Source organism: Acinetobacter sp. YH12052 (genome assembly GCF_013419835.1).
Lineage (GTDB): Bacteria > Pseudomonadota > Gammaproteobacteria > Pseudomonadales > Moraxellaceae > Acinetobacter > Acinetobacter amyesii.
On sequence record NZ_VOZI01000013.1, the window covers coordinates 13,049 to 26,979 of the forward strand.

Below are 13,931 nucleotides of genomic sequence, written 5' to 3' on the forward strand. Positions count from 1 at the left end.
AAAATGAGACATCAACGGGGAACGTCTTATATCGCAATTTTAATTGCTGTGATTGGTTTTGCTTTTTTAGCTAAAGTTGTTATTGCGGTTTGGGGACCGTATCTCGATAACAAAATGATTAATGGGTTAATCGAGGAGCAGTTAAAAAGTGGACCTGCGAATATTAGTCCAAGTAAATTTGTTCAAGAAATGGATAAAAGATTTTCAATGAACAGTATTCGCGATGTTAGTTTTAAAGATATTGCTCAAGTCTCTAATGAAAAGGGGCTTGAAGTAAAAACGGATTATGAAATAAGAAAACCTTTCTTATTGAATATTGATATTGTGTTGAAGTTCGAGAAAAGTTTTGATCAAAGCTCAGTCCAAGCTAAATGAAGCTCGTTTAGCAAGTCGTATCGGTTATCAGTTTAAACAACCTGAATTGTTACAACTGGCCTTGACCCACCGATCGGTGAGCCATAAATACAATTATGAACGCCTAGAATATCTGGGCGATTCATTGTTGGGTATGATAATTGCCAATTATCTGTACCATGCCTACCCGCATGAAAATGAAGGGCGTCTAACGCGTATGCGTGCGACACTGGTTCGTCAGGAAGCGCTAGGAAAAATTGCCAATGACTTAAAACTCAGTCAAGAATTAATCTTGAGTACAGGTGAGTTGAAATCTGGCGGTCATCATCGTGAGTCTATACTTGCGGATACCGTTGAATCGATCATTGGTGCAATCTATGTCGATTGTCAGGATTTAAAAATTCTGGAACCGATTGTTCTTAAATGGTATGTGCCATATTTAGATCATATTGAACCAACTGATCAACTGAAAGATCCTAAATCACGTTTGCAAGAGTATTTACAAGCACGTAAAAAACCTCTCCCGGTTTACGAGGTTGTAGATATTCAGGGTGATGCTCCGAACCAACATTTTAAAGTTGAATGTACAGTTGAAGGGCTCCCTGTTAAATACGGTGAAGGTTCAAGCCGTCGCTTTGCTGAACAAGCTGTAGCGGCAGAAATATTAGAAATTTTGGAGAAAAAGTCTTAATGACTACTCATTCCGATCACGTAGATGCTGATCACGAGTCGCAAGGCGACAGTAACGATTTAATTAGTCAGTTTTTTAGTGCACAAGGAACTGAAATTCCTGCCGATTTTAAAAGTGGTTTTGTGGCGATTGTTGGTCGTCCAAACGTGGGTAAATCAACGTTAATGAACCATATTTTGGGTCAAAAACTTTCAATTACGTCTCGTAAACCACAAACGACTCGTCATAAAATTGTAGGTATCGACTCACGAGAAAAGTCTCAAGCGGTATTCGTGGATACGCCAGGGATGCACAAAAAAGAAGTCCGTGCCATCAATAAAATGATGAACCGTGCGGCGCATTCTGCACTTCGTGATGTGAACTTGGTTTTGTTTGTGATTGATGCAGACAAATGGACACAGAATGATGATTTAGTGTTAGAAAAGCTAAAAAATGCCGATATGCCAGTGATTCTTGTGATCAATAAAATTGATACACTAGAGAATAAAAACCATGCATTACCATTGATACAAGAGCGTGCAAAATTAATGAATTTTGCAGAAATTGTTCCTGTATCAGCATTACGTGGTGCAAATTTAGATCATTTGCGCAGCACGATTGAGAAATATTTACCATTCCAACCACCACTGTATTCACTTGAGCAATTGACTGATCGTTCAGAGCGTTTCCTTGCCTCTGAAATTATCCGTGAAAAAATCATGCGTCAATTGGGGGAAGAGCTTCCTTATGATCTAACCGTTCAAATTGAGTCGTTTAAAACAGAAGAAGCAACAGTTAATCCAAAAACTGGTCGTCCTAAAGCGGCGTGTACCTATATTGATGCGACGATTTTTGTCGATCGCTCTGGCCAAAAAGCCATTGTTATTGGTGAGAAGGGTGCCAAACTGAAGAAAATCGGTATGGATGCACGTGTAGATATGGAAAAAATGTTCGAGCAAAAGATCATGTTGACGCTTTGGGTGAAAGTCAAAGGCGGTTGGTCTGATGATGAGCGTGCATTGAAAAGCTTAGGTTATAGCGATATCTAATCGTTAAATAACAAACTTTGAGGGAAGAGTAATGATGAAAGTATTAGCTGTAGTGGCATGTGTTTTGTTTCTACAAGGGTGTATTCATAAAATCGTTACTGTTCCTGTCAAAGTGGCTTATAAAACCACAAAAGGCGTGGTCAAAGGGACCGCTGCAGTTGTAGGTGCAGTCATTCCAGATGGGGGTGATGATGAAGAAGACGAAAAGAAAAAGAAAGACAAGGATTAATATCTTAAATCATGCGTAATGAGATACTGCATGGTTATTTAATTCACCATCGTAAATATCGTGAAAAAAGTCATATCGTGCACTTGTTTACGCAGGAGCATGGCCGAGTTGATGGTATTCTCAGGCAAACACCTCCGCCTCAGTATCAACCGATCTGCTTGCAAGCCTCCGGCAAGTCTGAGCTTAAAAATTTCAGTAAACTTGAAATTGTAAATCAACCCATATTCTTTTATGGGGATGCTTTTTTTTCAGGTTTTTATTTGAATGAAGTCTTATTGAGGTTATGTCCCTTAGAGGTCGAGATGCCAGAGACATTTGCTCAATATGCGCATACCTTAGAACAACTCCAATGCATGTCTGCGCAAGAAAATCCTGACCTGTTTTTGCGACAAATCCTTAGACAGTTTGAGCATGAGCTACTTGAAGAGTTGGGTTATGCGCTGGATTATTCAACTGATGCAAATCAACAGCAAATTCAGCTTCATGAAAATTATCAATTTCATTTAAATGAAGGTTTTCAACCTGTCATTAAAGCCTCACGCGCAACATTGTCAGGTCAACATATTTTAAGTATGTGTGATTATGAAAAAGGTGGGGAATTTAATTCTGAACAGTTACAATTACTGTCTAAGTTGTACCGACAAATGATTACTTCCTTGCTTGGCGATCGTCCATTAAAAAGTCGTCAATTGTGGATACAGAATTCTCAAACTCAACGTCATTAGGAAAGAATTATGGCAGCTTTGCTTGGTGTAAATATTGACCATGTGGCAACACTACGAAATGCACGTGGGACAACTTATCCAGATCCTGTGAATGCCGCAATTATTTGTGAGCAAGCGGGGGCGGAAGGGATTACGCTACATTTACGTGAAGATCGTCGCCATATTAAAGATGATGATGTTCGTCGTATGCGTTCTGTATTAAAAACCCATATGAATCTTGAAATGGCAGTGACCAATGAAATGGTTGAATTTGCCAAAGAGATTCAGCCGCATCATGTATGCTTTGTTCCTGAAAAGCGTGAAGAAGTCACGACTGAAGGCGGTCTAGATGTTGTTGGGCATTTTGAAGATGTAAAAAATGCGACTCAAGCACTCGCAGCGATTGGTTGCGAAGTTTCATTATTTATTGATGCTGACTTTGCTCAAATTGATGCGGCGATTGCCTGTGGCGCGCCAACGATTGAGTTGCATACAGGTGCATATGCAGATGCTGAAACACCTGAAGCGCAGAAAGCAGAGCTGGAGCGTATCATTCAAGGTGCTGAATATGCGGCATCTAAAGGATTGATTGTGAATGCTGGTCATGGCTTAAATATTGAAAATGTCACTCCGATTGCGCGCATTGCGCAAATTCATGAATTGAATATTGGTCACTCGATTATTGCTGATGCTCTATTTATTGGATTGGCACAGTCTGTGAAACAAATGAAAGCTGCGATTAAAGCCGCACGTTAATTTTTTAAGTAAAGTATATGTCAAATATTGATTATGATGCCCTAATGAAGCCAGTCATTGGCTTCTTGGGGTGTGAAACACCAAAAGCATGGCTAGATGAAGCTTTAAATAATTTGGATATCCTAATGCAGGATCATGCCAATTGTGAAAAGAAAGCTGCAAGTACAGCAATGAATTTGATGTTTCGTTATAGTTTTTTCTCTGATTTACAAATCAAACTAGCACAGCTAGTTCGTGAAGAAATGCTGCACTATGAGCAAGTGCTGGAACTGATGGCAAAACGTGGTCAGGAATGGACTGCAATCAGTGCTGGTCGGTATGCAGGTGGTCTACGCAAAGAAGTACGGACTTATGAGCCAGAAGCGTTAATTGATATCTTGGTGATTGGTGCATTCGTTGAGGCACGGTCATGCGAGCGTTTCTATGCGCTTGCACCACATGTGGATGAAGAGTTGGGGCGTTACTACCGCTATTTGCTAAAGTCTGAATCACGCCATTATGAGGACTATTTAGCATTAGCTATGGACGTAGCGACGACCAATAAGCTAAAGAACCCGAAAGAAGATATTCAGATGCGTATTGAGCATATTCGTGAAGTTGAAAAAAATCTGATTAGCAGCCCAGATGAATTATTTCGCTTTCATAGTGGTGTGCCCGTTAAAGCAGCCTGATAAAAGAGTCCTCCAGAATGGGGGATTTTTTATGCATATAAATCAAGTGATAATAAGAATTATTTACAATATGCTTGGGTGAATCTAAAATGAAACGATCTCTATGAATCAAACAATTTAAGCTCTCTTATTCAATATGAAATTACAATTCACTTTACTCTGTTTCGCTTTGTGTGCGGTTGGTCAGGCTGAAGCGCATTATCCTTATGTTGCGCCTCTAAACTATCAAACATTTAATAATCACAGTGCCATTCTTTCAGGTTTTTATGACAATCCATTTGTTTCTGAAATAGCTATTAAAAACTTTAATTTCCATGTGCATACACCGTCAGGTGATAAGCTACATTTAACGGAAACTGATTGGGCAAAAACGCAAACAGTCAGCAGCTATAGTTTAGAAAATAAGCAAGATGGCACGTATCGTATTCGCGGTGAAAAGCAGGGAAGTACAGCGCGTTTTGCTTATGATCAAAAGCAGTGGAAAGCGTTAATCAATGGTGTGCGTGATCCTCAAAAAACTGCGAATGCAAATGTCATTTATACAGCCGAGTTGACTAAAAAGTCGCAAATCAAAAGTATTCAAACGCAGGAAATCATTGAAACTTTTGTATCACGCCGTGCAACCTCTACACATGTGGTGAATCATTTACATGATGGCTTTGATGTGCAATTTAAAACCCATCCAAATGCTATAAAGCATAATGAGCCTGTGCAACTGAAAGTGCTAGATCAGAAAAAAGCGGTTGCGGGTTTACAGGTTGAAATTTTGCAGCAAACCACGGATTACAGCCGTGAAGGAAAAGTTTATAAAACGCTTAAAACTGATCAAGATGGAAATTTGAATTTTAACCTATCAGATCGTGGTCAGTATTTGCTGAAAATGGATTATCAACAGCCTTTTGAAATGAAGGAACACGCATTAAAACGATATAAATATACTTTGAGTTTTAATGTGATTTAAAGAGAAAAAGCTCTGCGATTTGCGGAGCTTTTTTATGAAAATGATTTAGCTATCTTTAGGTTCAAGATAAAACATCGATAAACCTATCAATAAAATTAAACTGGTTTGAGTGAAAAAGTGTTTATTAAAACCACCATAATATTGCTGCGAATAGCCTGCAATCAGTAAACAACCCGTTAAATAAAGCAATCGATAATATCGGCTCTCAAAACAATAACAGACACTTGCAAAACATAAAATCAGGCAGCCAATCACCATATAATGGATATCCCAAATGATGGTGTTGATTGCAAATAAAAGTGCTGAAAGTGCGCCGATAGATAAATTACGCAGGCTTTCAAACCCTTGAAAAATGTGCATCAAAGCTAATATGAAGAATGGCAATAGAGCAAGTGCATATTTTATTCTTATACTGTTTTGCGTCATGAGCATAAAATTTTGCTGTTTCTCAACAATGGGGCTAGTACTGATGCTTAGCCTAAGCCATTGCAGGGTTAAGTGTTCAGGGATGTTGGCTTTAACTAAAAATTTGAGAGTGGCTTGTGGTGGAATAATATAATTTTCTTGGAATTCATGGCCATAAAACATCCATGACTTATTGGTCTCTAGTGTGTGATATTGCGTATTTTTTTGAGTTGAGATGTTAAAAAGTTGTCCAGTTGCATTTAACCCAGCTTTCATACATGGTGTTTCTTTCTCGTGAACAATACATAACGGCAGTACCGAAATTTCAAGATCTTTTCGAGTTTGTTGCTGACCTGCAAAATCGATATGAACATATAACTGATCAGATTGGTTTTGCAGCGTAATCGGTGTGCTTGACCAATATAGTCCTTCTGTCATCTCGTTCAATACAGATTCAGATATTTCGGGAATAGTATTGTGATTTTGAAACTGCTGAGGTGGAATCAACCATTGTAGCTTGCTGTCAAGAAGGGTGTTCGATTCACTATTATATAAATTGGGTGGTGTTTTGAAATGTTGCTCAATTTCACTTTCGGGTGTGCAGCTCACCAAATAAATTGCAAATGGGCTGATAAAAATTAAAAGAAAAATGAATGCAGTGAGATAGTGTTTTAAGGCAGTTTTATTTGATTCAGCATCAACTTGAATGAACATTTTTTTATTTTAATGACAATGACTTATAGATTATATGTAAATCATAGTCATTAAAAAAGCCCATTTAAATAAATGGGCTTTAGAATTTGGCTCTCCAACCTGGGCTCGAACCAGGGACCTGCGGATTAACAGTCCGTCGCTCTACCGACTGAGCTATTGGAGAATCTGAATGCGATTATAAGCAGATTTTGAAGAGGGTCAAGCTAAAAATACCAATATGAGGAGAAATGCGTGATAGATGTTTTTTATTTGAACAAAAAGAAGGATTTTTTAGAAAAAATGAATCTTAGGCTTGCAAAGAAAAAATTCAATTGATAGTCTGAATGCAACAACAGAGCGTTTAAACATATGTTTAAACAGTGTGGATTTAAACCCAACTTGCCAGCACTAAAATGGCTAAACAGGAGAAAGCGAATGAATACGCTGACTATTTCTCAGATTTTTTCAAATTTTTCTTTTTACCAAGAAAACTATCTTTCCATTATTAGTAATCAAGAGCAATATCAAACACCTGTCGAAGGTGCGTACGTTGACGTTTGGCCTTTGGGTCGACGTGACTTGGCATTGGGTGATTTATTACAACTGTGGTTTAGTGAAAAATGGTTGATCAACACGCCATGTCATTTACGTTTTGAACATCAAGATGATGGCCGTCGTGTGCCTTTGCAACGCAAGCAAGATTTGTATTTATACCAATTGGCCGGTAATGCGTTATCAGGCTCAAATCGTTCTAAAGTATGGTCTATTTCAGAACAACAAGAACTTCGTGTTGAGTTAGATAGTGCTTTAAAATATTACTGCTTTCAAAAGGGCAGTAATCGCATTGATCTAAGCGAAGGCCAATTAATTCGCGCCTTACATTCAGCAATTTAAGTTTGAATCATCATCTGCTCGCATTGAATTGCGAGCAGAAAAATAAAATATTAAGGACGTATAATCATGCAGGTTGCAGTTGCATGTGCATAAAGTTTGCCATTGTCATCAATAATTTTCCCTTCAGAAATCCCTAAATTTTTACTGATATTAATGACTGTTCCTATAGCAGTAAGTTCAACATTCTTTGGGATTGGGCGACACATTTTTATATTTAAGTCGATGGTGCCATAACCTACACCTGCCTCTAATAGCGTGTGAATGGCACAACCTGTCACCGAGTCGAGTACCGTAGCAGTAAAGCCACCATGCACGCTGCCTAGCGGATTTATGTGTCGTGCATCTGCTTTAGCCTTAAAGCTAATACTGCCCTCAGATACTTCATAAGGCTGCATAGGAATAGTTTCGCTAATACTTGCTGGAGGAATTTGGCCTTGCATCATTGCCTTTAAAATTTCTAGTCCAGTCATTTCTTTGATGTTCATTGGTAGATCTCTGGATAGGTTAGTTTTGTGGTTGTTCTGGGTTCTAAAATGAAACTTATTTAAATAACATAGCTGAAAATGTAAAAAGAATGCAAACCAAGGATTTGAATATGAAGGTTAGTTTTAGGTTTTATCGTTTGGTTTTTTAATATTTAAGTCGATTTGAAGGAAGTCAAATGGGCTGGATGAGCTTTGTTATTTAGTTTGAACCGCGAAAAAAATTGATCAAAAGCGTGTTGAAGTGAAGAGTATTAATTTATTCTTTTGATGAGTATAAAAAACCCGCGATATTCGCGGGTTTTTTTTTTGATTTGATCTTTAGATCAAATTATTTTTCAGCAGCAATTGAAGCAATCGCAGCGTCTACGCCTTCGATTGAATCAGCAGCTTTCTTGATACGTGCAAGCGCATCTACAAGAACTTCGTCTGCAGTTGCATAAGAAATACGCATATAACCACCTAGACCGAACGCATCACCAGGAACTACTGCAACACCAGTTTCTTCCAATAACCATGCAGAGAATTCTGTGCAAGATTTTAAACCTTTTGCACGAATCAATGGACGGATGTTTGCGTATGCATAGAATGCACCATCAGCAGGAAGGCAAGTAATACCGTTGATGTCGTTCAAGCCTTTCACAACTAGGTCGTGACGGCGTTTGAATGCTTCAATCATTGGCTCAAGAACGTCTTGAGGGCCATTCAATGCAGCTTCAGCAGCAACTTGTGAAATAGAAGTTGGGTTTGAAGTTGATTGAGATTGGATTTTTTTCATCGCACCAATAAGTTTAGCAGGGCCCGCTGCGTAGCCAATACGCCAGCCAGTCATTGCATAAGCTTTAGATACACCGTTAAGAACGATTACGCGATCGTAAAGGTCTGGTGCAACTGTTGCGATGTTGTAGAATTCGTCGTCCCAACGGATTGGTTCGTACATATCATCAGAAGCAACTAAAACTTCTGGGTATTTACGTAGAACGTCAGCTAAAGCAAGTAATTCTTCTTTAGTGTAGATCATACCTGTTGGGTTAGAAGGGCTGTTTAGAACCACTAAACGAGTTTTGTCAGTGATTGCAGCTTCTAATTGAGCAGGCGTAATTTTGAAACGTTGGTCTTCACCACATTTCACGATTACAGGAGTACCTTCAGCAATGATCACCATGTCTGGGTAGCTTACCCAGTAAGGAGCAGGGATAATTACTTCGTCACCTTTGTTTAACAAAGCAAGTGCCAAGTTAAAGAAAGATTGTTTACCACCACAAGAAACCAAGATTTGGTTTGCAGCGTAATCAAGGTTATTGTCGCGTTTTAATTTAGCAATAATTGCTTTTTTAAGACCTGGAGTACCGTCAACAGCTGTATATTTAGTGAAGCCATTGTTGATAGCAGCAATTGCAGCATCTTTGATGTGTTGTGGGGTATCGAAATCCGGTTCACCTGCGCCTAAACCAATTACGTTTTTACCAGCAGCTTTTAATTCAGCAGCTTTGTTAGTAACAGCAAGTGTAGGGGACGGTTTGATGCTATTTACACGATCAGACAGACGTACGTCCACGGCAGTATTCCTTCTTATAGGGATTAAAAAATAAAAAGCACACTATCTTAGCTTAAATGCACAGTAATGGGGAGTGGCAAAATCAACAATGTGCAAAAAAGTGTGATATTCCATCCTAACCCTATAATTGAGAAAATTTACATTGAGTTACTTAAATTTTTAATCAAATTTTATGGCAAATTCTTAAAGTCACGGACAAAAATAAGGCCTAAAAAAGGCCACAACATGTGTGACCATTTTTAATAAAATTTTGTGCTTCAAATACTTTGCTTATTGAACAAAACGCGATAAATCTTCTTCAGGACGAGCAGTTAGCACTTCTACACCATTTTTTGTTACAAGTAGCGTATGTTCGTACTGTGCAGACAAGCTATGATCTTTAGTAACGACAGTCCATTTGTCGCCAAGAAGTTTGGTTTTCCAGTCACCACCGTTCACCATTGGTTCGATGGTAAAGGTCATGCCTTCTTCTAAGATCATGCCTGTATTGGGTTGACCGTAGTGTAAAACTTGTGGTTCGTCATGGAAAACGGTACCAATACCATGACCACAATATTCACGTACAACGCCAAAACGTTCTGACTCAACATATTGTTGAATAGCATGGCCGATATCACCCATGGTTGCGCCTGGTTTTACCACCGCCATACCACGGTACATGGCTTCTTGGGCAACTTTGCATAAACGGTTCGCTAAAATAGTGGTTTCACCACCGACGATATACATCATGTTGGTATCACCGTGGTAACCATCTTTAATCACAGTGACATCGATGTTTAAAATGTCACCTTTTTTTAACTTTTTGCTTTCAGATGGAATACCGTGACACACCACATGGTTCACTGAAGTACAGATCACGTGCTGGAACGCTGGACGACCCGGCGCAGCACCATAACCTAAACATGCAGGAATAGCTTCTTGTTTGTTGACAATATAGTCATGACAAATCGTATCAAGTTCGAGGGTAGTCACACCTGGAACAATATGCGGTTTGATCATATCCAAAACTTCTGCCGCCAGTCGACCCGCGACGCGCATTTTTTCAATTTCGTCAGGCGTTTTAATTAATCGACGTGGAGCTTCGTAAGTACTGTTCATGATCTCTAAAAACTTTTGGAAATTTGTATGTGACTATGGTATAAATAGCCGCCCATTTTATCAAATGCTTTTTCGTGAATATCTTTCACGAGCTTTGTGCGATGGGGCAATAAAATCCGCACATATATCGACACATTTCTCTGGGTGCCTTTTTAGGTGGAGAATGCGGGTATATGGAGGCCTAACCCAAACTTTAAGGTAAAGAAAATGGCAGATTACAACGTAAGCATGCGCGACCTTCTTCAAGCAGGCGCACACTTCGGTCACCAAACACGTTTTTGGAATCCAAAAATGCGCGAATACATCTTCGGCGCGCGCAACAAAATTCACATCATCAACCTTGAGCACACTGTTCCTGCGTTAAATGATGCTTTGAACTTTGCTAACAACTTGGCTAGCAAAAAGAACAAAGTTTTGTTCGTTGGTACAAAACGTGCAGCTTCTGCAATCATCCGTGAACAAGCTCAACGTGCGGGTCAACCATATGTTGATCACCGCTGGTTGGGTGGTATGTTGACTAACTGGAAAACTCTTCGCCAGTCAATCAACCGTCTAAAAGACCTTCAAACTCAATCTACTGACGGTACTTTCGCTAAACTTACTAAACGTGAAGCTTTAGAACGTACTCGTGAGATGGAAAAACTTGAACGCGCTCTTGGCGGCGTTAAAAACATGGGTGGTTTACCTGACGCATTATTCGTAATCGATGTTGATCACGAAGCAATTGCAATTAAAGAAGCTAAAAACCTTGGTATTCCTGTTATCGGTATCGTTGATACAAACTCTAACCCAGACAACGTAGACTACGTTATCCCTGGTAACGACGATGCGATCCGTGCAGTTACTCTTTACGCTTCTGCTATGGCTGATGCGATTCTTGCTGGTAAAGAATATGCTCAATCACAAGCAAATGCACAAGCTAAAGGCGAAGAAGCTCCTGCTTCTGAGGCTTAATGCGTTTGACGTAAGCTTGTCATTTTTGCGACACGTGATGGTGGCAAAGTAAGCGTCATGTATGCAGACGGCCCAAGAGACAGCTCTGGGCCGTTTCTGTTCTAAAAAGAATTCATTTTCTACCGTATTTAGGAGATTAACATGACTGCAGTTACAGCAAGCATGGTTAAAGAATTGCGCGATCGTACTGGTCTTGCAATGATGGAATGTAAAAAAGCATTAACAGAAGCGGGCGGTGACATCGAATTAGCGATCGACAACCTTCGTAAATCTGGTCAAGCTAAAGCTGCTAAAAAAGCGGGTAACATTGCAGCTGACGGCGCGATCACTATCGCTCAAGAAGGCAACAAAGCAATCCTTGTAGAAGTTAACTGTCAAACTGACTTCGTTGCTAAAGACGAAAACTTTGCTGGTTTCTCTGCTAAAGTTGCTGCTGCTGCGCTTGCTGCTGGTGTAACTGACGTTGCTCAAATTGCTGAATTGAAACTTGAAGATGGTGCTACTGTTGAAGAAGCTCGTATCGCGCTTGTTCAAAAAATCGGTGAAAACATCCAAGTACGTCGTGCTCAAATCGTTGAAGGCGACAACCTTGCAGTTTACAAACACGGTTTAAAAATCGGTGTTGTAGTTGCATACGCTGGTGATGCTGAAACTGGTAAAGGTTTGGCTATGCACATCGCTGCATTCAACCCAGTTGCTGTAAACGAAGCTGGCGTTTCTGCTGAACTTATCGCTAAAGAAAAAGAAATTGCTGAAGCGAAAGCAATTGAATCTGGTAAACCAGCAAACATCGTTGAAAAAATGGTAACTGGTTCAGTTCAGAAATACTTGAACGAAGTTGTTCTTGAGAACCAAATGTACGTTATCGACAACGATAAGAAAGTTGCAGAAGTTCTTAAAGCAACTGGTACTACTGTTGCTAACTTCGTACGTTTCGAAGTTGGTGAAGGTATTGAGAAAAAAGCTGAACTTTCTTTCGCTGAAGAAGTTGCTGCTGCTCAAGCTGCTGCAAAATAATCTCTGATTATTTGTAGAAAAAAGCCCTCGTTTTTGAGGGCTTTTTTTATGGCTGTAGCTTTACTGATTTCAAAGCTATTCTGACTTTAAATTGTGTGCATTGTTGTTCACAGATCCTATTTTTATCCATATTAATGACTATAATGAGTTGAAAATTTAGATTTAAACTATCTTATGGCAAACAAAACAAACTTAACCATCGGCGGAATTATTGTTGCGCTTACAGCCGCTTATTTCGGAATCGATTTACAACAACAAAAATCTGCACCAGTTCAGACGACAGCGGAACAAAACGCACAGCCACAAATAGAATCAGTACAACCTGTAGATGCTCAACAAAAAGGGCAGAGTGCTGAAGATGTTATTGCGCATGCATTTAAAAATAAACTCAGTAATGTTCAGGTTGAGGGTGCAGGTCAAGTCAAAGCGGTACTACGAGATGATAATGAAGGTAGTCGCCATCAAAAGTTCATTTTGACCTTAAATAATGGTCAAACGCTTTTGGTCGCGCATAATATCGATCTAGCCCCACGAATTGATAACTTGCAAAAAGGCGATACAGTTCAATTTTACGGTGAATATGAATATTCAGATCAGGGGGGTGTGATGCACTGGACACATCACGATCCGAATGGACGTCATCAGGATGGTTGGTTAAAGCATCAAGGTAAAACCTATCAATAAAAATCACGTAGTCATTTTTAACTTTAGTCATTTAAATGATCATGATTCAGATGAAGCTATCAACATAAAATTGGATTAACCATATTGAGTAAAAGCCAGTGTTTAAACACTGACTTTTTGGTCGTATAAATAGAAAAAATGATTGGAAATACCAGAGATAAATACACCTATAAACAATAGGGTTTTAAGCATCGAATATGAAGAAAACCGATCTGGAATAACTGAAAAAGAGATCCATGAAATTAATCGTGCTCTAAATGCTCTTTATTTGCGATTTATGGTGTGTTTTCCAATTACTAAGTACTTTTCCTGCAAATGTATCTAAACACCAAATAGGGCCAATGAGGAGGAATTGGAGATCTTTGAAAAAAGAGGGCTTTTTACCTTCAATTTTATGGCCATAAAATTGACCAATCCATGCGAATATAAAGAGCGCGATATAAAAGCCATATCCAACTGGTAACACCCAAATTAGCCATGCCATGATTAATGTTAACGCGGCCATTGCAACAGCAAGCACAATGTCTAAACGTGCGTAAAAGATAAATGCTAAGGCAAGTAAGACAGCAGTAAGTAGCGCGCTAAAATGTGCCAATATGCCAACGATTGAAAAATAAATCGTGGGTACGCAAATCCAGTGAATCATTTTATTGGTTTTATTTTGATGACTTTCGCTGTATTCATCAAACCATTCGTTGATTGTTTTCATGATAGTCCTTAATCATGGGGAAGGACTTCAATATAAACAAGAA

At 39.2% G+C, this 13,931-nt stretch carries 17 protein-coding genes and 1 tRNA gene; 12 read left to right on the forward strand and 6 right to left on the reverse strand.

Features of this window, described 5'->3' with window-relative positions; translation table 11 throughout:
• Positions 1–3 precede the first annotated feature (3 nt).
• From FTU06_RS10835 to FTU06_RS10870, 8 genes are all read left to right on the forward strand, one after another.
• Positions 4–375, forward strand: a complete 372-nt coding sequence (locus tag FTU06_RS10835; RefSeq protein ID WP_180040120.1) for a DUF4845 domain-containing protein — start codon at positions 4–6, stop codon at positions 373–375.
• Positions 347–1,045: a ribonuclease III gene (gene rnc, locus FTU06_RS10840; protein WP_111883979.1), complete on the forward strand. Its 699-nt coding sequence runs from the start codon at positions 347–349 to the stop codon at positions 1,043–1,045. Before FTU06_RS10835 ends, rnc begins: the two co-directional genes overlap by 29 nt.
• Complete coding sequence (gene era / locus FTU06_RS10845; RefSeq protein ID WP_067765139.1) at positions 1,045–2,073, forward strand: GTPase Era; 1,029 nt, start codon at positions 1,045–1,047, stop codon at positions 2,071–2,073. The genes rnc and era overlap by 1 nt, the downstream gene beginning before the upstream one ends.
• A 31-nt stretch (positions 2,074–2,104) precedes the next feature.
• Positions 2,105–2,302 (forward strand): NF038104 family lipoprotein, encoded by a 198-nt coding sequence (locus tag FTU06_RS10850; RefSeq protein WP_180009944.1) that lies wholly within the window; start codon positions 2,105–2,107, stop codon positions 2,300–2,302.
• A gap of 8 nt (positions 2,303–2,310) precedes the next feature.
• Positions 2,311–3,027, forward strand: coding sequence for a DNA repair protein RecO (recO, locus tag FTU06_RS10855; protein WP_180010013.1), 717 nt, complete (start codon positions 2,311–2,313; stop codon positions 3,025–3,027).
• 9 nt (positions 3,028–3,036) lie between these two features.
• Positions 3,037–3,762 (forward strand): pyridoxine 5'-phosphate synthase, encoded by a 726-nt coding sequence (gene pdxJ / locus FTU06_RS10860; protein WP_180009943.1) that lies wholly within the window; start codon positions 3,037–3,039, stop codon positions 3,760–3,762.
• Between the two features lie 17 nt (positions 3,763–3,779).
• Positions 3,780–4,433 (forward strand): tRNA-(ms[2]io[6]A)-hydroxylase, encoded by a 654-nt coding sequence (locus FTU06_RS10865; protein WP_078190322.1) that lies wholly within the window; start codon positions 3,780–3,782, stop codon positions 4,431–4,433.
• 136 nt (positions 4,434–4,569) lie between these two features.
• Positions 4,570–5,394, forward strand: coding sequence for a DUF4198 domain-containing protein (locus FTU06_RS10870; RefSeq protein ID WP_180009942.1), 825 nt, complete (start codon positions 4,570–4,572; stop codon positions 5,392–5,394).
• 45 nt (positions 5,395–5,439) lie between these two features.
• On the opposite strand, the gene FTU06_RS10875 is transcribed toward FTU06_RS10870, so the two are convergent.
• Positions 5,440–6,513 carry a hypothetical protein gene (locus tag FTU06_RS10875; RefSeq protein WP_180009941.1) on the reverse strand — a complete coding sequence of 358 codons (1,074 nt, stop codon included), beginning with the start codon at positions 6,511–6,513 and terminating at the stop codon, positions 5,440–5,442.
• An 87-nt stretch (positions 6,514–6,600) separates the two neighbouring features.
• Positions 6,601–6,676: transfer RNA gene (locus tag FTU06_RS10880), tRNA-Asn, on the reverse strand.
• A 251-nt stretch (positions 6,677–6,927) separates the two neighbouring features.
• Here FTU06_RS10880 and FTU06_RS10885 point away from each other — a divergent pair.
• Entirely contained in the window at positions 6,928–7,386 is a 459-nt protein-coding gene (locus tag FTU06_RS10885) for a hypothetical protein (protein ID WP_180007643.1), read from the forward strand.
• Positions 7,387–7,436: 50 nt separating this feature from the next.
• On the opposite strand, the gene FTU06_RS10890 is transcribed toward FTU06_RS10885, so the two are convergent.
• From FTU06_RS10890 to map, 3 genes are all read right to left on the reverse strand, one after another.
• The gene (locus tag FTU06_RS10890; RefSeq protein ID WP_180146573.1) at positions 7,437–7,871 is read right to left on the reverse strand and encodes a PaaI family thioesterase; all 435 of its coding nucleotides are present in this window, start codon (positions 7,869–7,871) and stop codon (positions 7,437–7,439) included.
• Between the two features lie 328 nt (positions 7,872–8,199).
• A complete protein-coding gene (locus FTU06_RS10895) occupies positions 8,200–9,426 on the reverse strand; it encodes a pyridoxal phosphate-dependent aminotransferase (RefSeq protein WP_111883988.1) in 1,227 nt (408 codons plus the stop codon).
• A gap of 270 nt (positions 9,427–9,696) precedes the next feature.
• Positions 9,697–10,524 (reverse strand): type I methionyl aminopeptidase, encoded by an 828-nt coding sequence (gene map / locus FTU06_RS10900; protein WP_180003232.1) that lies wholly within the window; start codon positions 10,522–10,524, stop codon positions 9,697–9,699.
• Between the two features lie 207 nt (positions 10,525–10,731).
• Here map and rpsB point away from each other — a divergent pair, with 207 nt between their 5' ends.
• From rpsB to FTU06_RS10915, 3 genes are all read left to right on the forward strand, one after another.
• On the forward strand, positions 10,732–11,478 hold the full coding sequence (gene rpsB / locus FTU06_RS10905) for a 30S ribosomal protein S2 (protein ID WP_078190314.1): 747 nt from the start codon (positions 10,732–10,734) through the stop codon (positions 11,476–11,478).
• A 141-nt stretch (positions 11,479–11,619) separates the two neighbouring features.
• Positions 11,620–12,495 carry a translation elongation factor Ts gene (tsf, locus tag FTU06_RS10910; protein WP_078190313.1) on the forward strand — a complete coding sequence of 292 codons (876 nt, stop codon included), beginning with the start codon at positions 11,620–11,622 and terminating at the stop codon, positions 12,493–12,495.
• A gap of 174 nt (positions 12,496–12,669) precedes the next feature.
• Positions 12,670–13,179 (forward strand): DUF3465 domain-containing protein, encoded by a 510-nt coding sequence (locus FTU06_RS10915; RefSeq protein WP_180083966.1) that lies wholly within the window; start codon positions 12,670–12,672, stop codon positions 13,177–13,179.
• Positions 13,180–13,432: 253 nt separating this feature from the next.
• Here the strand turns inward: FTU06_RS10915 and FTU06_RS10920 are convergent, their stop codons facing one another.
• Positions 13,433–13,888 (reverse strand): DUF962 domain-containing protein, encoded by a 456-nt coding sequence (locus FTU06_RS10920; RefSeq protein ID WP_180083968.1) that lies wholly within the window; start codon positions 13,886–13,888, stop codon positions 13,433–13,435.
• Positions 13,889–13,931: the final 43 nt, after the last annotated feature.